We start from the raw sequence: 21,188 nt of genomic DNA on the forward strand, positions 1-21,188 counted from the left end.
CCGCGCACACCGCGGCGCCTTCGCGCCGATCGGCGCGATCGTGGCTCAGGCGGAGCCGAACCAGCCGCAAAGCGCTTCGCGCAGCGCGGGCGCGGCGCTCTCGGCCGGCTCGTCGATGGCCGCGGCCCAGGCGATGTGGGCGTCCGGACGGATCAGCAGGGCATCGGCCGGCCGGTCGCCGGTCTTGGCGGTGCGGTAGTCGACGCGATCCTCCCACGCCCGGGCGACCTCGCGTAGATCCTCGCGCTCGGCCAGGTCGAGCAGGACGGGCCGTGCGGCGTGCATGAGGTCCGCGACGCTGGTCATGCCCAGCTCGGAGTGCAAGGTGAGGTCAGGTACGAAGGCGCCGACCAGCTCGTGCCGGTCGGAGCCGGGCATCGGGTAGCGGATGTCGGAGCCGGCGACCAGCGCTCCCATGCGCCGCAGCGGCTGCTCGTCGGCGAGCAGTTCGGAGAAGACCTCCCGCAGCGCTTCGGCGGCCGCGTCGTGCCCGCGCCGCAGGGCCACCTGGGCCCGGGCGTGCAGCATGGTACGGGCGCCGGCCAGACGGCGTTCGCCGTGGTAGGTCTCCAGCAGGCCGGCCGGCGCCCGGCCGTGCAGGTCGGCGGCCAGCTTCCAGGCCAGGTTGACCGCATCCAGCATGCCGGCGTTCAGCGCCACCCCGGTGGCGGGGAACAGGTGCGCCGCATCACCGGCCAGCAGGATCCGCCCGTCACGGTAGCGCTCGGCCTGACGCGCCTTGAAGGTGAACCGCGACAGCCGGCTCGCCTTCTCCACCGGCAGCTCCGCGCCGAGCACGCGGCGGACGCTGTCCTGAAGCTCGGACACGGTCATCGGTACGTCGTCGTCGTATTCGGTGCTCTCGTCCTCGATGGTGTAGAGCGAGACCTCCTGGGAGCCGGGCGAGGAGCCGACGCCGAAAAGTCCGTCGCCGGTCCGGGTGAATCCCGCGCGGATCGTTCCGAAGCCGGGGACGTCGAGGTCGCCGTTGCCGAGCACGGTCACCGTCTCGGGCAAGGTGACCTGGGCCAGCCGGTTGACCTCCGGATAGGTGATGCCAGGGAAGCCGATGCCGGCCCAGTCACGGACGCGGCTGCGCGCACCGTCGCACCCCACGAGGTAGCGGGCGGTGATCCGGTACGGCCCGTCCGGGTCCCGCACCTCCACGCTCACCGCGGCATCGTCCTGGCTCACCCCGGTCACCTCGTGACCGCGGCGAATGTCGGCGTCGAGTTCGGCGGCGCGTTCGTCGAGCAGCCGCTCAAGCAGCTGCTGCGGGAGCGGCAGGGCGTGCAACGGGGGATCCGCCAGCTGGGTGAAGTCCAGATGCACTCCGCCGAACGGGAACCGGGGTGCCGGCACAGGGCCGGTGCAGGCTGCTTCGAAGCGTTCCAGCAAGCCTCGGTGGCGCAGCAGCTCCAGGATCTGCCCGCCGAGACCACCTGCCTTCGGGGTGTCTCGGGGCTTGGGCTGCCGCTCCAGCACCAGCGGTCGCACGCCGGCCAGGCGCAGTTCGGCGGCCAGCATGAGACCGGTCGGGCCTGCGCCCACGATGATCACGTCTGCGTCCATCACTGGCCGGTCTCCTCATAGTCTTTCGTCGGCAACGGCATGCGCATTTTTGCTACTCCTATTTCCGCAGGTAGCGGGCCGGCTGGTTCAGCACGGTGTGCAGAATCGTTTGTGTGGAGGACCCTGTGGTGCCATCGGGCAGCGGCTCGTCATCCACCCGGTGTCCACCGCGGGGAAGCGTCGGCGGTCCGGCTGGGTGCCGCGGGTCGAGGGCGCCTCTGCCGGGGCGCGGGCTCGGTGTCAGTCGTCGATGGCCTGGTAGAGGGTGGTCCAGAAGTCGTGGATGAGCCGCGCCGAGTTCGGGACGGTCATCCCGACCTGGGTGAGCAGGATGCCGACGAGTTGCCTGCCGGGGTCGGCGTAGGTGGAGGTGCCGGCTCCGCCGTCCCAGCCGAACTGGCCGATGGAGGCGTAGTCGCCGCGGTAGGTGCGTACCGCCATCCCGAAGCCCCAGCCGCCGTGCTGGCCCTGGCCGAAGGACAGGTGGACGTTGTCGCGGGCCATGGCGTTGCGGGCGGCGTTCTGCTCGGGCGTGAGCCGGTTGGTGGTCATCAGCTCGACGGCGGGCCGCGACAGGATCCGCTGGGTCCCGTGCATGCCGCCGTTGAGCAGCATCCGGAAGTAGGCGTGGTAGTCGTCGGCGGTGGAGACCAGCCCGCCACCGCCGCCCTGGAACGCCGGAGGCCGGCTCCACCGTCCCCCCTTGGCCTCGTCCCACACCAGGAACTCGCCGCTCTGCGGGTCGGGCGCGTACAGGGTCGGCAACCGGTCGATCTTGTCGTCGGGCACGTGGAAGGCGGTGTCGGTCATGCCCAGCGGATCGAAGACGCGCTCGCGCAGGAACCCCTCCAACGACTGACCCGTCACCCGGGCCACCAGCACGGCGAGCACATCATGGCTGATCTGGTACTGCCAGCGCTCCCCGGGCTGGTACATCAACGGCAACGTGCCCAGGCGGCGCATCCACTCATCCGGCCCGGGCATCGGCTCCGGCAGATCAGGCGTGAGCCCCTGCTCGAAGAGCGCCCCCATGATCGGGGCGCCCAGCGCCGTCATGTCCATGCCGAGCCCGAACGTGGAGGTCACCAGGTCCCGCACGGTGATCGGCCGCCGAGCCGGCACGGTGTCCTCCAGCGGGCCGTCGACCCGCTTCAGCACCTGCCGGTCGGCGAGTTCGGGCAGCCACGGATCCACCACGTCATCCAGCCGCAACCGGCACTCATCCAGCAACACCATCGCCGCCGCCATCGCCACCGGCTTGGTCGTCGAGGCCATCCGGAAGATCGTGTCCCGCCGCATCGGCGCGCCACCGTCATGACGCATCGTCCCGATCGTCTCGACGTGCGTCTCCTCGCCCCGGCCGACCAGGGCGACCAGCCCGGGGATCTTCCCGGACTCGACATGCCGCGCCAGCACCTCACGCAACCTGCGCAGCCCCGCTTCAGAGAAGCCGCTGTTGCTTCTTTCCATCATGAATCTCCTTACCAGCAGTGTTCTCTCTTGCGAGAGCCGTCCCGGCACTGCGCACGAGGGTCGGGGGTGAGTTCGGCGCGGCCCGGTTCCCAGCTCCGAGGCCGCAATCGCTGAGCCGTTCGTGGAATCCACAATCGCCGATCGCTCTGACACCGGGCCGTTGCCGTCCTGACGCCGCCGCTGACACGGTCAACGGCGAGCGCGAGGGCCGGCCTCAGGTCGAGGGCTCCTCGGTTGCGCGGCACGGTTTCCCCAAATGTGGTGATTCGTCCTGGATCAGGGTTGCGGGTATGGCCAGGCCCGGGCAATGCCGGATCTTGCAACGCTGCGTTAACCGCAGACTTAACGTCGGGCAGGACACGCGGGAGCTCAGCGACGTCCCGATCATGCTGACGCCGCCCGAGGAGCGGCTGTCCGGCCCTGACGGGATGGGCCTGGCCGCCGCCCTTCCGGCCTCGAGGATCGAGTACGGCGGTTCACCACAACAACGACGAATGCCGCACGATCACATGAGGCGGAGACTTATCGTGGCAGGTCAAGCGTGGAACTGCGGGACATCGAGATCTTCCTGACGCTGGCCGAAGAGCTGCACTTCGGGCGCACCGCCGAGCGCCTGCATGTCTCCCCCGCCCGGATCACCCAGGCGATCAAGAAGCAGGAGCGGCAGATCGGCACCCAGCTGTTCGTCCGCAACAACCGCAGTGTCCTGCTGACGCCCGCGGGAGTACGCCTGCGTGACGACCTGCGGCCGATCTACCACGCGCTCGGCGAGAGCGTGGAGCGAGCCAAACGCGAGGCACAGAACAAGGACGAGGCGCTGCGGCTGGGTATGCTCAGCACCCACACCGCCGAGCTCCGCCCCTCTTCGACGCGTTCGCGACCCACCGCCCCCACTGCGAGATCCAGCTCCGTTACATCAGTTTGGCCTGCCAGTAGGAGCGGAACGGTGAGCAGAGCGGGGCCGCCGGCGGCGAAGAAGCGCTCGTCGAAGTCCGGGGTGACGTCAGAGACGTCGATGTAGTGAGTGTCGTCGATGCGGACGACGGGCTTCTCGGCGCCGGGCGCGCCGATACGCATCAGATACAAGGGAGGTTCTCCGTAGACCAGTAAGAGGTGGGCAGGCCGCGGACGCCGGCCTTCGCAGTGAACAGGCGGCCGTCGTCGGGGGCGGCCTCGGGCAGGTGCTGGGTGGAGGTGGTGATGACGAGGGTGTCGAGGTCGGGCCCGGCGAAGCAGACGCTGGAGGTATGTCTGGCGCCGGTTTCGACGGTGTGCAGGAGGTCGCCGACCGGCGTGCGGCATTCGACACGGCCACGTCCCCAGTTGGCGATCCACAGGTTGCCGTCGGCGTCGGCGCACATGCCGTCGGGTTTCCCGTCGGTCACCCTGAACGCCTCTCGGCGTGGACCGGTGTCACCGGTGTCCGGGTCGTAGTCGCGTACCAGATCGTGCCGGGGACGGTGTCGACGTTGTAGAGGCGGTCGCCGGTCCAGGCCAGGCCGTTGGAGAGCACCAGGTCGGTGTCGAGGAAAGTCACGCCGGTCGAGTCCAGGCGGGCGAGCACTTCCCGGCCGTGGCAGTCGTCCTGAGCCAGGCTGCCGACCAGGAAGCGTCCGGCCGGATCCACCCCACCGTCGTTGAGTCTGCTGGGTACGTCGGCGGGCAGCACCGGGCCAGTTCCACGCGGCTGCCGTCGGCGCCGAGGCGGATGAGGGCGGCCTGCCCGGCCACGATCAGATCGCCGTCGGCAGAGACGGCGACAGCGCCCACGGTGGTATCCACGGCATGACGTACGGTGGCCGTGACCTTGCCCTCGTCGAGCATCCCCTCATGCACTCTGCCGGCGACGATGTCGACCCAGAGCAGGCGCTCCCGTACGGGATCCCAGACCGGGCCCTCGCCCAGGGCGTACACCTCGCCCGAAGCCGGGGTCGCGGTGATGATCATGCGAGGTTTTCACCTGCGACGATGGCGCGGATGGCGGGCAGGTCGCTGACAAGCTTGTCCAGCGGGGTGCGGTAGGTCAGGCCGCTGATACTGATCGCACCGCTCGGCACCGTGGGCGAGGTCAAGTAGGCAGGGACCGCGATGCAGTTGACACCCCGCTCGTTCTCCTGGTCGTCGATGGCGTAGCCCAGGGCACGGATCCGTTCCAGAGCGGCGTGTAACTCCTCCACCGTACCGATCGAGCGCTCGGTCGGTTGTTCCAGCGTCCGATCGCCCACCCAAACCCGTACGGCGGTCTCGTCTGGGAGGGCGTGGGCGAGCAGCACCTTCCCGACGCCGGTGCAATGCGCCGGGTTCCGGCCGCCGACCACCGACGTCAGCCGTACCGCACCGGCGGGCGGGTCGAGCTTGGAGCGGTAAACGACAGAGGTGCCCTCGAGCACCGCGTAGTGCACGGTCTCGCCGTAGCGGTCGCACAACGCCTGCAGGATCGGGGTGACGCGGACGTGGTCGGGCCGCGCCTCATGGTGGGCGAAGGCTAGGCGCAGGAACTCATCGCCCAGCACGTACCGCCCGTGACCGTTCTGCGTGGCGAACCCGGCCCGGCGCAGCGAAGCGAGCGCCCGATGGGCGGTCGGCTTGGGGCTGGCCACCGCCCGCGCCATCTCCTCCAGCCCGATCCCGTCGGGATGGCGGGCCAGTTCGGCCAGCACCGCAAGCACCCGATCGGAGCCCACGAGCTTCTGGTCGGCGGCGCTGACCGCGTCGGCCGGTCTCACCAACTTCGGCATATTCCGAACGTTAGGCCATCGTTCCAAAAAACGAAAGTTCTCCTCAATCGCCTCTTCCCCGCGAGGTGAGGCATGGACTAATCTCGCCGCAAGTTCCGAAAAATCGATTTAAGTTCCAATTATTGGAATAGAACGTTGGTGTGGTCGCTATGCACCGAAGCTCCCAGTGGTACGCCGGTACCGATCGCAACGCCTACATTCACCGGGCATGGATGCGGCGCGGGCTGCCCGCGGGCGCCTTCGACGGCCGGCCGCACATCGCTATCGCCAACACCGCCTCCGACCTCACCCCGTGCAACATGCACCTGGACGAGGTCGCCGAGCACGTCAAGCGGGGAGTGTGGGAGGCGGGTGGCATCCCGCTGAACCTGCCGGTGGTCTCGCTCGGCGAGACCCAGGTCCGGCCCACGGCGATGCTGTGGCGGAACATGGCGGCGATGGCCACCGAGGAGATGTTGCGCGCCAATCCCATCGACGGTGTGGTGCTGCTCGGCGGCTGCGACAAGACCATCCCCGCCCTGCTCATGGCCGCCGCCTCGGTGGACTTGCCGGCGGTCGTCGTGCCCGGCGGTCCGATGCTCACCGGTCACTTCCGCGGGTCGCCGCTGGGCTGCGGCACCGATGTATGGGCGCTGAGCGAAGAGGTCCGCGCCGGGACGCTGACCGAAGCGGAGTTCCTGCGCTCGGAGTCGTCGATGGTCCGCAGCAAGGGTCACTGCAACACGATGGGCACCGCCTCCACCATGGGCCTGCTCGCCGAGGTCCTCGGCATGACCCTGCCCGGTCTGGCCGGCATCCCGGCCGCCGACAGCCGCCTGCTGCAGGGCGCCCACGAGACCGGCGGGCTCGCCGTGGACCTGGTCAAGCAGGATCGCCGGCCGAGCCAGGTCATGACCCGCAGCTCGTTCTTGAACGCCATCGTCGCCCTGGCCGCGCTCGGCGGCTCCACCAACGCCGTCGTCCACCTGCTGGCCATCGCCGGCCGGCTCGGGGTGGGCCTGGCCCAGGACGACTTCGACCGCACCGGCTCAGGAGTTCCCCTGCTGGTGGACCTGCAGCCCGCCGGCCGCTTCCTGATGGACGACCTGTACCGGGCCGGGGGCCTGCACGCGGTGCTGCACCAAATCCGCGACCTCCTCGACTCCAAGGCGATCACCGTCACCGGCCGGCCGCTGGTCGATTCACTCGGCGACGCGCGGATCTATGACGCTGAGGTCATCCGCCCCCGTGCAAGACCCCTGCAGGACCATGCGGGGATCGCCGTACTGTACGGCAACCTCGCCCCCGACGGCGCCGTCATCAAACCGGCCGCCGCTTCACCGCACCTGCTCAAGCACCGCGGCCCCGCCGTCGTCTTCGACTCCGTCGAGGACCTGCACGCCCGTCTCGACGACCCTGACCTCGACGTCACCCCCGACTCGGTGCTCGTCCTGCGCGGGTGCGGCCCGAAGGGCTACCCCGGCATGCCCGAGGTCTCCAACCTTCCGCTACCGCCCAAGCTCCTGGCCCAGGGCGTACGTGACATGGTGCGCATCTGCGACGGCCGCATGAGCGGCACGGCCTACGGCACCGTCGTGCTCCACGTCGCCCCCGAGGCCGCCGCCGGCGGCCCGCTGGCGAAGGTGCGCACCGGCGACATGATCGTCCTTGACGTCCCCGGGAGGCGGCTCGACGTCGAGATCCCCGACGAGGAACTGGCCGCACGCGAACCCGCACCCGCCGCCGTGCGGGCGTTCGCCAGGCCGGGCCGCGGCTGGCAACGCCTCTACGTCGAGACCGTCCGCCAGGCCAACACCGGCGCCGACCTGGATTTCCTCGTCGGCTCCAGCGGCGACCACGTATCGCGCGAATCCCACTGAAAGGACCTCATGACCCCCGCAAGAACCGCCCTCGTCACCGGTGGTGCCAGCGGCCTGGGCAAGGCCACCGCCGCCCGCCTGGAAGCCGAAGGCGTCATGGTCGTCACCCTCGACATCGCCGCGGGGGCCGACATCGTTTGCGACGTCACCGACCCGGTGGGCGTCCAGGCCGTCGCCGACCAAGTGGGAGCCGTCGACATCCTCGTCAATTCAGCCGGGATCGTCGGCCCCAACGTCCCGCTGTGGGAGATCCCCCTGGACGGCTGGCGGCGCACGTTCGAGGTGAACGTGCACGGCATCTTCAACACCTGTCGCGCCTTCGTCCCCGGCATGCGCGAGCGCGGCTGGGGCCGCATCGTCAACATCGCGAGCATGGCCGGCAAGGACGGCAACCCGAACATGGCGCCGTACTCGGCCTCCAAGGCCGCCGTCATCGCACTGACCAAATCCCTCGGCAAAGAGCTGGCCACCAGCGGAGTGCTGGTCAACGCCATAGCTCCGGCCGTCATCGAGACCCCGATGAACGCCACCACCGGCCCTGAGGCGCTGGCCCACATCACCAGCCTCATCCCGATGGGCCGCGTCGGCCGGCCCGAGGAAGTCGCCGAACTGATCTCCTGGCTGGCCTCGGACAAGCTCAGCTTCTCCACCGGAGCCGTCTACGACATCAGCGGCGGCCGCGCCACCTACTGACCGATCTTTCCCTTGGAGGATTCGATGGCGACAGCCCTCAGCAACGAGGTGCGGCGCCGCGCGCCCGAAGCCCGCCCACCTGGCCGGCGCCGCACCGTCGGACGGAACCTGTGGTGGTTCGTCATTCCCGGCCTGGTGCTCTACCTCTACGTGGTCGTGCTCCCGACGGCGCAGGGCATCTACCTGTCCTTCACCAACTGGAGCGCGTTCACCACCTCTCAGCGCTTCGTCGGAACGCGGAACTACGAATCCATCTTCGAAGGCGCATCCGCGGAGATCCTGGTGCGCACGCTGATCATCGCGGCCGCGACGATGGTCATCCAGAACGTGCTGGGCCTCTTGCTGGCACTGACCTTGAACACGCGCGTCTTCGCCCGGAACGTGCTGCGAACGTTGATCTTCGCGCCGGTCATCGTGTCACCACTGGTCTGTGGGTATTTGTTCAAGTACCTCTTCGCGCCGCCTGGCATCGGAGCCGTGAACGACCTCCTCGATGCGTTGGGGCTCGGCCGGCTCCAGCAAGACTGGCTGGGTCAGCCGAACACCGCGCTCACCGTCGTGATCATGGTGGTCTGCTGGCAGTTTGTCGGCATGTCGATGGTCATCTACCTCGCCGGCCTGCAGGGTGTGCCGGCCGAGCTCCTGGAGGCGGCCTCCCTCGACGGGGCGGGTGCGGTGCGGCGCTTCTGGTACGTCATCCGGCCGCTTCTCGCCCCGGCATTCATGATCAACATGATGATGAGCCTCATCGGCGGGCTGAAGATCTTCGATCAGATCTACTCCACCACCCAGGGCGGTCCCGCCGGCCAGACCGAAACGATCAGCACGACGATCTACCGGCTGTTCAGCATGCAGGGTGACTACGCCGCGTCAACAGCCCTGGCGGTCGCCCTGGCCCTCATCGTGGCCGTCCTTTCCCTGGTCCAGTTCTCGATCCTGCGCCGGCAGAAGGGCACCTCATGAAGACGAGCCGGCTGAGCAGCACGATCAATCACGTCTTCGCGTACGGCAGCGCGTTGGTCTTCGTCCTGCCGATCTACATCCTGGTGAACCTGGCGGTCCGCCCGGCCGACGACTTGTCGCCGGCGTTCGTGCCGACCTCGCGGCCGACGGGCGCCAACCTGGCGTCGGCGTGGACGCAATCCAGTCTCGGCCCGGCGATGGTCAACAGCACGGTCGTCACCACGATCTCCTGCCTCGCGATCGTCATCTTCGCCACGATGGCGGCCTATCCCTTGGCCCGCTCGACGGCCAAGCTGTCGAACGTCACCTTCTACCTGTTCCTCATCGGCCTGCTTCTGCCGTTCCAGGTCGCACTGCTTCCGCTCTACCTGATGATGCGGGATCTGAACCTGCTCGGGACACTGTGGTCGCTGGTCATCCTCTACACCGGCCTGCAGATGCCCTTCGCGATCTTCCTGGTGACCACGTTCCTGAGAAGCAGCGTGCCTCTCCAGTACGAAGAGGCGGCCCGGATCGACGGCTGCGGAGACGTCCGCGCCTTCGTCCACGTGGTGGTCCCGCTCCTGCGACCGGTCCTCGGCACTCTGATCATCCTGAACGCCGTCGGAATCTGGAACGACTTCTTCACCCCGCTGCTGTATCTGATCGGAAGCCACCAGGAGACGCTTCCCGTCGCGATCTACCAGTTCGTAGGCCTGTACACCACCGACTGGCCGATGGTGTTCGCCGGTCTGATCATCTCGATGCTCCCGGTCCTGCTGTTCTACCTGATCTTCCAGCGCTACGTGATCCACGGCTTCGCCGGCGGCCTGAAGGGCTGACCCTCGCAAGAACTGACCAACCCCCTGGAGAAACCGATGAAGATGCGCACGCCGGTAGTGGGCTCCCTCCTGCTGGCCACCCTCACCCTCGCCGCCTGTTCCACCGCCCCGCCTGGGGGATCCGCTCCGGCTTCGACCGCCTCCGGCGGCGCGGTGAGCGGAACCCTGACCATGATCTACAGCACCACCTTCAAGGAAGCCCTCACTCCGGTCGTCAAGGCATTCGAACAGAAGTATCCAGGCACGAAGGTCGACGTCAGTTACTCTGGCGACGACGTCCTGAGCGTCATCTCGACGCAGCTCCAGGCCGGTACGGCCCCCGACCTGTTCATCTCCCTCCCCGGACGTTCCGCGGCGATGGGTGTCGGACTGCTGGGCTCCCAGGGCAAGCTGCTCGATCTGACGGATTCACCGTGGGCCGCCAGCGTTCCCCAACTATGGCGGGACGACCTGTCGGACAAGGGCAAGCTGTACGCCTACCCGGGGACCCTCCAGGGACTGGGCGGCATCTACAACCAGACCAAGCTGAAGGAACTGGAGCTCGAGGTCCCCAAGACCTGGAGCGAGGTCCTTCAGTTCTGCAAGAGCGCCAAGGACCACGGCGTCTACGCCTACGCCCAGGGCTTCAACGACGCGGCAGGGCCTCAGATGATGTATCTCGTCCTCTCCTCGACCCTGGTGTACGGACCGACTCCCGACTTCACCCGGCAACTCCGGGACGGGAAGACCACCCTGGCGGCTTCTCCATGGAAGCAGGTGCTGGAGAAGTACAAGCAGATGTACGACGCCGGTTGTTTCGGCGAAGGGGCCCTGGGACGAACCAGGTCACAGGGCGGCGACGAGGTGGCGGCCGGTAAGGCCCTGGCCGTCGCCGAGGTGGGCGCCGGACTGACCCCCATGCAGAAGGCCGCACCGAGCAGCGAGTTCGTCATGGCGCCCATACCGGCCACCGACAACCCTGCTGACACCTACATGCCGGCCTTGCCCGGCTTCACCCTGTCCGGCAACGCCCAGGCGAAGAATCCCGCGGCGGCCAAGGCCTTCCTCAATCTGCTGGCCGAGCCCGGACACATCAACGAGTATTCCAAGGCTTACATGAGCGTCCCGGCGATCCCCAACGACGCCTTTCAACCGCCGGCCGTTCTGGCCTCGTTCAACGAGGCCGTCGCCGGCGGCAAGTCCACCAAGCTTCCCGACTGGGGCAATCCCAAGGTGAACGAGGTGGCCCAACAGGGTATGCAGGCGATCTTGCTTGGCAAGGACACCGTCGACGGCGTCCTGCAGAAGATGCAGGAGTCGCTCGAAGGGTAATGCCTGCCCCCGTCAGCCGTGCTGACGGCACGGCAGGGATGTCCGGCCCGCCGTACCGAACCACCCCCTGGAGCACCCATGCAGATCCTCCCCTCAGCCATCGGCATCGCGGTCCTGCTCACCGTGACGGCCGCGCCGAGCGCGGCGGCACGGTCGCAACCGTGCGCCCCCGCCCAGCCCGGCGAACCGGTCTGGGTAACCGCCGACTGCGTCGACCCCACCTACAACCGCCCGGTCATCGATGCCGAGACAGACCTGACCGGCCCGATGCCCCACCACAAGGTCTCCGGCCATTTCGAGGGCACCACTGTCAAGTTCAACGTCTACCTCCCGCCCAGGAGCCAGTGGCAGGGCCGGTTCTTCCAGCTCGTCTACCCGCTCCAGAACGAGAACGCCACAGACGACTCCATCGCCTTCGGCGCGGCCAGCGGCGCCTACACCGTGCAGATCAACGGCACCGTCGGCTATCAGGCCGACGCGGCGGCGGCCAAGTTCGCCAAGACGGTGGCCGCCGGCTACTACGGGTCGGGGGCGCGCAGGATCTACGGCTACATCTACGGCGGCAGCGGCGGCTCGTACCAGACCGTGGGCGCCATGGAGAACACCACGGGCGTGTGGGACGGCGCGGTGCCGTTCATCCCCGGTGTGCCGACCTCCATCCCGAACAACTTCTTCGTACGCGCCTTCGCCAGGCTGGTCCTGACGGACAAGGCGGCACAGATCGCGGACGCGGTGCGGCCGGGTGGATCCGGCGACCCGTACGCCGGTCTCACCGACACGCAGCGGACGGTGCTGCGCGAGGTGACGAGGATGGGCGTCCCGCTACGGGCCTGGGAGGACTACCCCTACCTGCTGGGTCTGCACGACCCTCAAGGACTGCTCGGCTTCGCGGGCACCGTGCGCGCCATGGACCCCACGTACGCGGACGACTTCTGGAGCAAGCCCGGCTACCTGGGCACCGAGCAGTCGCCGCTCGGTGATCTGTTCCGAGCGGAGAAGGTCGACACCTCAGCCACCATCACCCGCGTCAACCGGGACGCCCAGAACAGGCCCGCGAGCCTGGTCCTCGACGACGCGCCGGCCGGCCAGGGCCGGGTCCCTCTGGACTTCGCGCTCTACGACGGCTCGACCCTGGTCGGGCCGGTCACCGGTGCACTGGACCCGGCCACGAAGGTCTTCACCCTCGGCAGCGGGAACACCACCGAGGTACTGAACGCGATCGACCAGGGCGCCAAGCTGCGCATCGACAATCGCTGGTCCCTCGCGCTCACCGCGTATCACCGGCACCAGGTCCCGACCCGGCCCGGCTTCTACGCCTGGGACCAGTTCCGGGACGCCGACGGGCAGCCGATCCACCCTCAGCGCGACGTCCAGGTCGGCCCTCGCGTGTCTGTGGGCGTCAGCGGCGGCGGCACGCACACCGGCAAGATCACCGGTAAGATGATCATGGTCGGCAATCTCCTCGACGTCGACGCCTTCCCCTGGGACGCCGACTGGTACGGCAACCAGGTCGAGCAGGCGCTGGGAGCGCGTTCCCGCGACACCTTCCGGATCTGGTACAACGATCACGCCGACCACATCGGCCCCCGCACACCGGCCCTGATCGACGGCACAGGCATCCTGCAGCAGGCGCTGCGAGACGTGAGTGCCTGGGCCGAGAAGGGCGTGACACCCCCGCGGTCCACCCGCTACGAGGTAACCGGCAGCCAGGTCAAGGTACCGGCGAAAGCCGCGGATCGCCGAGGTCTGCAACCCGTCGTCAACCTGACCGCCAACGGCCTCACCTCCATCCAGGTGCGCGCCGGCCAGCCGGTCACCTTCAAGGCCACGATCCAGGTCCCGCCCGGCACAGGCAAGATCGTCTCTACCGGATGGGACTTCAAGGGCGACGGCACATTCGCCGCACGTCCCTTCGGATCTCCCCGCGAGCGCATGGACGTGCAGATGACCTTCACCTATACCCAGCCGGGCACCTACTTCCCAGGGCTGCGAGCCGCCGCCCACCGAGACGGTGACACCAGGACACCCTTCGCGACGGTGCCGAATCTGGGCCGGGTGCGCGTCGTGGTCCGCTAGCGGACATTGACCTACGACCTGGACGGACTCGCGGCCTCCTCGCCCACGCGCAACCGTGTCGGCAGGTCCGGACGCTCGCGAACCGCCGCACGGTGGTGGTCAGGGCGACCACCGTACGGCGACTGAATCCAAAACCATGCAGTGAGAATGGGGTGGTTTACCCGTGAACGGACATGAGCCGCTGGTAGCACCCGGCTTCGGCAACGTGGCCGACGCCTTCCTCCGGACCATCGCCGACGACGGCCGCAGCGGAGCCGCGATGTCCGTGTGGATCGACGGAGCGCCGGTCATCGACCTCTGGGGCGGCATGGCGGACGTACGCACCGGGCGCCCGTTCACCTTCGACACACTGTCGGTGGCCTGGTCATGTACGAAGGGCATGGCGTCAGTGCTGATCGCGATGCTGGTCGAGCGGGGCATGATGCCCTCGTATGACACCCGGGTCATCAAGCTGTGGCCGGAATTCGGCGCACACGGCAAGGACCAGGTCACGATCGGCGACGCGCTCGCGCACCGCGGAGGCCTGTCGGCTCCGCTTCGCGACCTCACGCTGGAGGAGGCCATATACCCCTTGCGGATGGCGGACGTGCTCGCCGCCCAGGCCCCGCTGTGGCCTCCGAACGAGCATCACCAGTACCACGCGGTCACTCACGGGGCACTCACCGCCAAACTGGTCACGCTCGCCACCGGCCGGTCGATCGGGCGCTGCCTCGACGATCTCGTCGCCAAGCCATTGGACGCCGACATCTGGCTCGGCCTTCCCGAGTCGGAGGAGCCCAGGGTGACCCATATGGTCGAGATGGGGACACTGTCGGCTCCACCGGAGGGCGACCCCGAGACGCTTCGCTGGCTGGATCGCGCGCTGACTCTGGGGGGCGCGATCACTCTCGACAACTTCAACGAACCGCGCTTCCACCAGGCCGAATTCGCCGGCGTGTCCGGCATCGCGACCGCGAACGGACTGGCCAAGATGTGGTCCGCCACTGTCGCGCCGACGAAGGGTGTGCGCCTGATCAATGACGAGACCGTGGACGCGTTGCGGGAAACACGCAGCAAAGGACCTGGCTACTTTCCCCAGCCGCCGCCCTACCAGTCCTGGGGCGCCGGCGTCATGGTGCCCTCGGAGTGGCAATGGTACTTGTCGCCGAGCTCCTTCGGACACGACGGTGCGGGCGGACAGGTCGCGTTCGCCGATGTCGACGCGAAGGTGGGGTTCGCCTACCTGACGAACCGCATGGGCGACTGGGACCGCGGAAAGTCCGTGATCAAGGCGCTCTCCCGGGCGCTGGGATGATCCGGCCGGCGTCCGGAGCCGGCGATCCCCGTCAGCAAGTTGAGGCGGACGGCCGCGTCACGCCTTCCTGCCGATGAGGAGGGCGCGGACGTGCGCGGCCACTGCCTGTGGTCCCTGCTGGACAACTACGAATGCGCCGCCGGCTTCAGCTCGCGCTACGGCATCGTCTTCATCGCCGAAGGCGGCACCGGCAGCGGTCACTCCGTGAGCGTCGCCCGCGGGCGTTCCATCGAGGGGCCGTTCGAGGGCGCGCCGGACGATCCCGTCCTGAGCGCCTCCGGCCGGCACCTCCCCGTCCAGTGCACGGGACACGCCGATCTGGTGCCCGGGCCGCACGGGACGGACGTGCTCGTACTGCTGGGAACGCGTCAAGCAGGCGCGGCCTTCCCGCTGGGCCGCGAGACGTACGTCACGGCCGTCGAATGGGCCGACGGCTGGCCCCAACCGGCACCGGTAGACCTCCAACCACGTCCCGAACCGGTGGACGAGCACTTCGGCTTCACCGATGACCGCGCCCTGACAGATCCAGGCTGGCTGGCGGTGGGCCGCACCCCAGGAGACGTGGCGTCCAGCGGTGCACGACCAGGCCACCTCACGATCCGCGCCACCTCCGGCGGCATCGATGCCTTCCGCCCTGATTTCATCGGCCGCCGCCAACGCCACCTGAAGAGCCTCTTCGAAACCACGATCGACCCTGCCGACGGCACAGGCGGGCGCGGCCTGCGCTTCAGCGAGGACTTCACGATCGCCCTCATCGCCGAACGAACCCCGTCCGGAACCGGCACCCGGGTCACGGCACGACCGTGCCTGCCGACCCTGACCCAGAAGAGCGCAGCCGAGCTGGCCGGCGGGCCGGTCCTGCTGCGGCTGGAGACCGACACGCCGCCACCGGCTACGACGCCGTGGTCGCCCAACGGCGACCTCATCCGGCTGACCGCCGTGGACGTGACGGGGACCGAGACCCGGCTTGCCGAGTTCGACGGCCGGTTCTGGTCGGTCGAGACGGCTGCCCCCTTCACCGGCCGGGTGGTGGGCATGTTCGCCGAGCACGGCACCGTCCACTTCAGCGACTTCCGCTATCACGGGAAAGGCCTCTCATGATCACGACCGGCGCTCCCACGCATCTGCGCGTCGAGCACCTCGACGAAGCGGTCGGCATCTGTGTCGTACGGCCCCGGCTGTCCTGGCGCCTGCCCGCGGGCACAGCCGTACAGACCGCCTATCAGATCCGTACGAGCAACGGGTGGGACAGCGGACGTACCGCATCCGGCGACAACCTCCTGATCCCCTACGCAGGACCTCCGCTGCGCTCCAGCGAGCGCATCGAGTGGCAGGTCAAGACCTGGACCGACCGCGGCGAGAGCGACTGGTCGGCCCCCGGATCCTTCGAGACGGGACTGCTGCGCCCCGACGATTGGCAGGCCGAATGGATCACTCCCGGCCGGCCGGCCGACGGCACGCCCGGAGCCCGCCCCGCCGCCCTGCTGCGCTACGAGTTCGACGTGGAAACCCCAGTTGCCTCGGCACGCTTGTACGCCACGGCCCACGGCATCTACGAAGGCTTCCTCAACGGCGAACGGATAGGAAGCGCCGAACTCACCCCCGGTTTCACGCAGTACCGCAGCCGACTTCAGGTGCAGACCTACGACATCACTGCCGAGGTGGTTCAGGGCCGTAACGCGATCGGTGTGATCTTGGCAGACGGCTGGTACCGCGGCCTCATCGGCTACTTCCGCCACAGCGACCAGTGGGGCAGCCGGCCCGCGCTGCTGGCGCAGATGCGCCTCACCCACCCCGACGGCACGGTGACCGTGCTGGGCACCGGCCCGCAGTGGCGCAGCAGCACTGAGGAGCACGTCGTCGCCGCGGACCTGATCGCCGGCGAACGCTGGGACCTGCGGAGGCTGCCGCACGGCTGGTCACGGCCGGGATTCGACGACACCGCCTGGCCGCACGCCGCCACCGAGCCGCGAGGTTTCGACACTCTGGTCGACTCTCCCGCCCCACCGGTGCGTCAGATCGAGGAAGTGATTCCGGTGTCGGTACGCCGGCTGGACGAGCACCGGCAAGTGGTCGATCTCGGTCAGAACATCAACGGCTGGGTACGGCTTGCCAAGCTCGGTCCGGCGGGAACGACGGTCCGCCTCGTCCACGGAGAGTGGCTCGACGCCTCCGGAGACGTGACCATCGACAACCTCGCCATCACGTTCCCCGACCCGAAACCGGCCGGACAGATCGACGAGGTGACCTCCGCAGGAGTGCCAGGGGAGGTCTTCGAGCCACGGCGAACGACACACGGGTTCCAGTACGTCCGCATCGAGGGCCACCCCGAAGACCTGACACCCGACGACGTCACCGGAATCGTGGTGCACACCGATCTGCGGCGCACCGGCTGGTTCACCTGCAGCGACGAGCGGATCAACCGGCTGCACGAGGCAGTCGTCTGGAGCCTGCGAGGCAACGCCTGCGACATCCCGACTGACTGCCCGCACCGGGAACGTGCCGGCTGGACAGGTGACTGGCAGCTGTTCGTCCCCAGCGCGGCCTTCCTGTTCGACGTGGCGGGCTTCTCGGCGAAATGGCTGCGCGACGTCGCGGCCGACCAGCGGCCCGACGGGACCGTCGTGCACTTCAGTCCCTACGCTCCGGACGAGGCGCACAGCATCGCCGACCAGCTCAACGGGTCGGCCGGCTGGGGAGACGCCGCAGTGATCGTCCCGTGGGAGGTGTACCGGGCGTACGGCGACACCGAAATTCTGGCCGAATCCTGGCCCGTGATCACAGCCTGGCTGAGCCGGATCGAACGCAGCGCTCGCACCGAGCGGCACCCGCGGCGCGCGGCCGCCCGGCCCATACCCGAGCCGCACGAACAGTACTTGTGGGACGCCGGCTCCCACTGGGGTGAGTGGCTCGTACCTGGCGAGCAGGTCGTCGACCTCATCCCCCACGCACGGCAGGACCAGGGAGACATCGCCACCGCCTATTACGCCTACAGCACCGGCCTGGCCGCCAGGATCGCCGAGGTCCTCGGCCACGCCGACGAGGTCAAGCGCTACCGCACGTTGAGCGAGAAGGTCCGTGCCGCGTGGCAGGCCGAGTACATCGGGCCCGACGGCAGGCTGACCCCGGACACGCAGGCCAATCACGTCCGTGCGCTCGCCTTCGACCTCGTCCCCACCGAACTGCGGCCCAAGGTCGCCGCTCGTCTGACCGAGTTGGTGCGGGAGGCGGGCACCCACCTGGGCACGGGTTTCCTCGCCACCCCGTATCTGCTGCCCGTGCTCGCCGATACCGGTCACCTCGACCTTGCCTACGACCTGCTGCGGCAGGACACCGAACCCTCATGGCTCGTCATGATCGACCGCGGCGCCACCACCATGTGGGAGAACTGGAACGGTGTCACGGCCGACGGGACGGTCAACGCGTCCCTGAACCACTACTCCAAGGGCGCCGTCGTGTCGTTCCTGCACCGCCACGTGGCAGGCATCGAACTGCTCGAACCCGGCTACCGGCGTTTCCTGGTGCGACCTCGCCCCGGCGGGGGCCTGACATGGGCGGAGGCTGTCCATGAATCACCGTACGGGCGAATTGAGATGGGCTGGCGGCTCGATGACGGCCACGTGCACGTGCAGCTGGCCGTGCCCGCCGGAACCGAGGCCACCGTCGTCCTGCCCAGTGGCCGCGAGAAGACCGCTGGTCCGGGCACCCACGTCTTCACGGATTGAGGAACCAACTGTGAGGAGCTATTGCGATACCCGCCTGTCGGACGATGCCCGAGCCGAGTCGTTGCTCGGATACGACTGGCACGGCCGGCATCAGCGCCACCGTCACCAACGCCGGAGCGGTTGATGGAGCCACGGTCGAGTGTGGGCTCGGCTGCGGCGAGCGCGTGTAGAAGCTGAGCCAGGCAGAGTTCCTGCGCTCGAAAGTCGTCGATGACCTGCATGGCGGCGTTCTTGATACTGCGGCGGTACTGGCAGAGCGGAACAGCCATGGCGTGGTCGATCAATGACCTCAACGAGAGGATTGCGTATGTCGCGAGTGCTGTTCGGCGCCGCCTACTACCCCGAATACCACCCTGCCGAGTTTCTGAAGACCGATCTTGACCTGATGGCCCAGGCGAGCTTCTCCGTCATCCGGGTCGGTGAATCCGTATGGTCCACCTGGGAGCCGGACAACGGCCACTTCAACCTGGACTGGCTGCAACCAACGCTGGACGGCGCGCACGAGCGCGGCATCGGCGTCATCCTCGGCACCCCCACCTACGCCGCACCGCCATGGCTGGCCCGCCTCTACCCGGAGATCGCCGGTGAGGCGGCGACCGGGCAGCGCATGAGCTGGGGAGCCCGCCAGGAAATGGACTTCACCCACCCGGCGTTCCGCTTCCACGCCGAGCGCATCATCCGCAAGGTCGTCGAGCGCTACGCCGATCACCCCGCCGTCATCGGTTACCAGGTCGACAACGAGCCCGGCCTGCACCTCCTGCACAACCACGGCATCTTCCAGCGCTTCGTCAACCGGCTGCGCGAGCAGTACGGCGACGTGCAAACGCTGAACGAGGAGTGGGGCCTGGTCTACTGGTCACACCGGCTGTCGGACTGGGCCGATCTGTGGACGCCCGACGGCAACGTCCAACCGCAGTACGAGCAGGCCTGGCGGCGTTTCCAGGTCGACCAGGTCACCGAGTTCATCGCCTGGCAGGCCGACATCGTCCGCGAATACGCCCGCACCGATCAGTTCGTCACCACCTGCATCGCCTACGACCGGCCCGCTGTCGCCGACGATGACCTGACCCGACGGCTCGACGTCGCGACCGGAAACCCCCTGCTACGCGATGCAGGACCATCTGGCCCTGCCGGCGTGGGCACAGCAGGACGGCGGCCAGCACTGGGCAAGCCAGGACCCGTGGACGTTCTACCGGGTGGCCGGCCGCATGTACTCCTCCCGCCAGGAGCCGTTTTTCGTCACCGAGACCAATGCCCTAGCCATCGGCCCGTCCTGGGTCAACCAGCCCGGCTACGACGGGCAGTGGCGCCAGGCCGCCTGGGCCCTCGTCGCCCGCGGCGCATCCATGATCGAGTACTGGCACTGGCGGACGCTGGTGTTCGGCGCCGAGACCTACTGGGGCGGCGTGCTGCCCCACAGCGGCCGTCCTGGCCGCACCTATCGGGAGATCGCCCGCATCGGCGCCGAACTGGAGCGAGCCGGCGACCTGGTCGCGAACCTCGTCCCAGACGCCGACATCGCGATGCTGTACTCCCACCCCAGCAAATGGGCCCTGGCCGCCCAGCCGGCCCTGGCCGCGCCCGACGGCGGACCGGATGGGCGCTCGTATGAGGCCATCTTCGACGCCTTTTACCGGGGCGCGTTCGAAGCCGGCCTTCAGACGCGAGTGCTGCACGCGGGACAAGCCGTCGCTGAAGATGCCGCCGAGATCGCCAACAGGCACCCAGTGCTGGTGGCCGCCGGGCTCTACGTGACCGACGACGCCACCCTGGACTGGCTGGCCGCCTACGCCGAAGCTGGCGGACACCTGGTCCTGGGGCCGCGCTCCTGTTACGCCGACCACGAAGCCCGTGCCTGCCGCGACGTCCAGCCCGCCCGTCTCGCCCACGCCGCCGGAGCCTGGTACGACGAATTCAGCAACCTTGACGCAGAGCTGCCGTTGCAGGCAGCGGACGGCTTCCCCTTGACGCTGCCCGAAGGCGCGGCCGGCACTCGCTGGGCCGACGGGCTGCACGCCGACAGCGCCGACGTGCTCGCCAGCTACGACCACCCGCACTTCGGGCAGTTCGCCGCCATCACCACTCACCGACATGGGCAAGGCCGGATCACCTACGTCGGCACCATCCCGAACCCGGCCCTGGGCCAGGCCCTGTTCCGCTGGCTGCTACCGGACGCCGAACCCTGGGCACTCCTGCCGGCAGGCGTCACCGTCTCCGGCGCCGCCGCCACGGACGGCCGCCGGATCCGCTTCCTGCACAACTGGACCTGGCAGGAGTCGACGGTGACGGTCCCCGTCGCCCTGCGCGACGTCCTCGACGACACCGAACACGAGGCCGGCGCAGGTACGGCTTTTCCCTGGGACGTGCGCGTCCTGCTGGAGACGGGAGTACACCCATCTTGAGATCACCCGTGTAAGCCTGAACCCACGGGCCGTCCGGAGGGTGGTGGCACACCTGAGCGACCTGTTCGGCAACCTGTCCAGGAGTCACCCCTACGGTGAACGAGCCCGCGCGGCACTGGAGCAGTCAGTCACGACGTCGGCTGCGTGCCAGAGTTCTCCCCACGCTCGCCGGCTCGCAAGCCGGGGCCTCGGTGATCTTGGCGTCGTAGAACTCCTCATTTCTGCGAACACGGAACGTAGAAGCCGTCCAGCGCCCGAGGG

The 21,188-nt window shown here is 68.5% G+C and carries 15 protein-coding genes and 2 pseudogenes; 12 read left to right on the plus strand and 5 right to left on the minus strand.

Annotated features, from left to right (window positions below; translation table 11 throughout):
* Positions 1-45: 45 nt before the first annotated feature.
* The gene (locus ACFKCF_RS47035) at positions 46-1,572 is read right to left on the minus strand and encodes an FAD-dependent monooxygenase (RefSeq protein ID WP_394501887.1); all 1,527 of its coding nucleotides are present in this window, start codon (positions 1,570-1,572) and stop codon (positions 46-48) included.
* A gap of 240 nt (positions 1,573-1,812) precedes the next feature.
* Positions 1,813-3,042, minus strand: coding sequence for a serine hydrolase domain-containing protein (locus ACFKCF_RS47040; protein ID WP_394501978.1), 1,230 nt, complete (start codon positions 3,040-3,042; stop codon positions 1,813-1,815).
* A 544-nt stretch (positions 3,043-3,586) separates the two neighbouring features.
* Here ACFKCF_RS47040 and ACFKCF_RS47045 point away from each other — a divergent pair.
* Positions 3,587-4,066, plus strand: a complete 480-nt coding sequence (locus ACFKCF_RS47045) for a LysR family transcriptional regulator (protein ID WP_394501888.1) — start codon at positions 3,587-3,589, stop codon at positions 4,064-4,066.
* Positions 4,067-4,121: 55 nt separating this feature from the next.
* On the opposite strand, the pseudogene ACFKCF_RS47050 reads toward ACFKCF_RS47045, so the two are convergent.
* The 3 genes and pseudogenes from ACFKCF_RS47050 to ACFKCF_RS47060 form a co-directional block, all read right to left on the minus strand.
* A pseudogene (locus tag ACFKCF_RS47050) lies at positions 4,122-4,672 on the minus strand (SMP-30/gluconolactonase/LRE family protein).
* Positions 4,579-4,992, minus strand: a complete 414-nt coding sequence (locus ACFKCF_RS47055; RefSeq protein ID WP_394501889.1) for an SMP-30/gluconolactonase/LRE family protein — start codon at positions 4,990-4,992, stop codon at positions 4,579-4,581. Before ACFKCF_RS47055 ends, ACFKCF_RS47050 begins: the two are co-directional and overlap by 94 nt.
* A complete protein-coding gene (locus ACFKCF_RS47060; RefSeq protein WP_394501890.1) occupies positions 4,989-5,783 on the minus strand; it encodes an IclR family transcriptional regulator in 795 nt (264 codons plus the stop codon). Before ACFKCF_RS47060 ends, ACFKCF_RS47055 begins: the two co-directional genes overlap by 4 nt.
* Positions 5,784-5,932: 149 nt before the next feature.
* On the opposite strand from ACFKCF_RS47060, the gene ACFKCF_RS47065 reads away from it, so the two are divergent.
* From ACFKCF_RS47065 to ACFKCF_RS47115, 11 genes and pseudogenes are all read left to right on the plus strand, one after another.
* Entirely contained in the window at positions 5,933-7,642 is a 1,710-nt protein-coding gene (locus ACFKCF_RS47065) for an IlvD/Edd family dehydratase (protein ID WP_394501891.1), read from the plus strand.
* 9 nt (positions 7,643-7,651) lie between these two features.
* Positions 7,652-8,335: an SDR family NAD(P)-dependent oxidoreductase gene (locus tag ACFKCF_RS47070; protein WP_394501892.1), complete on the plus strand. Its 684-nt coding sequence runs from the start codon at positions 7,652-7,654 to the stop codon at positions 8,333-8,335.
* Positions 8,336-8,485: 150 nt separating this feature from the next.
* Positions 8,486-9,298: a carbohydrate ABC transporter permease gene (locus ACFKCF_RS47075; RefSeq protein WP_394501893.1), complete on the plus strand. Its 813-nt coding sequence runs from the start codon at positions 8,486-8,488 to the stop codon at positions 9,296-9,298.
* Positions 9,295-10,119 (plus strand): carbohydrate ABC transporter permease, encoded by an 825-nt coding sequence (locus tag ACFKCF_RS47080; RefSeq protein WP_319712547.1) that lies wholly within the window; start codon positions 9,295-9,297, stop codon positions 10,117-10,119. The genes ACFKCF_RS47075 and ACFKCF_RS47080 overlap by 4 nt, the downstream gene beginning before the upstream one ends.
* 36 nt (positions 10,120-10,155) lie before the next feature.
* Positions 10,156-11,430: an ABC transporter substrate-binding protein gene (locus tag ACFKCF_RS47085; protein ID WP_394501894.1), complete on the plus strand. Its 1,275-nt coding sequence runs from the start codon at positions 10,156-10,158 to the stop codon at positions 11,428-11,430.
* 78 nt (positions 11,431-11,508) lie between these two features.
* Positions 11,509-13,506: a PKD domain-containing protein gene (locus tag ACFKCF_RS47090; protein WP_394501895.1), complete on the plus strand. Its 1,998-nt coding sequence runs from the start codon at positions 11,509-11,511 to the stop codon at positions 13,504-13,506.
* A gap of 205 nt (positions 13,507-13,711) precedes the next feature.
* Positions 13,712-14,800, plus strand: a complete 1,089-nt coding sequence (locus tag ACFKCF_RS47095) for a serine hydrolase domain-containing protein (protein ID WP_394501896.1) — start codon at positions 13,712-13,714, stop codon at positions 14,798-14,800.
* A gap of 39 nt (positions 14,801-14,839) precedes the next feature.
* The gene (locus ACFKCF_RS47100) at positions 14,840-15,901 is read left to right on the plus strand and encodes a family 1 glycosylhydrolase (RefSeq protein ID WP_394501897.1); all 1,062 of its coding nucleotides are present in this window, start codon (positions 14,840-14,842) and stop codon (positions 15,899-15,901) included.
* Positions 15,898-18,525, plus strand: coding sequence for a family 78 glycoside hydrolase catalytic domain (locus ACFKCF_RS47105; protein ID WP_394501898.1), 2,628 nt, complete (start codon positions 15,898-15,900; stop codon positions 18,523-18,525). Before ACFKCF_RS47100 ends, ACFKCF_RS47105 begins: the two co-directional genes overlap by 4 nt.
* 385 nt (positions 18,526-18,910) lie before the next feature.
* A pseudogene (locus ACFKCF_RS47110) lies at positions 18,911-19,552 on the plus strand (beta-galactosidase); the annotation flags it as partial.
* Between the two features lie 82 nt (positions 19,553-19,634).
* Positions 19,635-20,927, plus strand: a complete 1,293-nt coding sequence (locus ACFKCF_RS47115) for a beta-galactosidase (protein WP_394501899.1) — start codon at positions 19,635-19,637, stop codon at positions 20,925-20,927.
* Positions 20,928-21,188: the final 261 nt, after the last annotated feature.

The organism is Nonomuraea sp. JJY05, assembly GCF_043496855.1.
Classification (GTDB): Bacteria; Actinomycetota; Actinomycetes; order Streptosporangiales; family Streptosporangiaceae; genus Nonomuraea.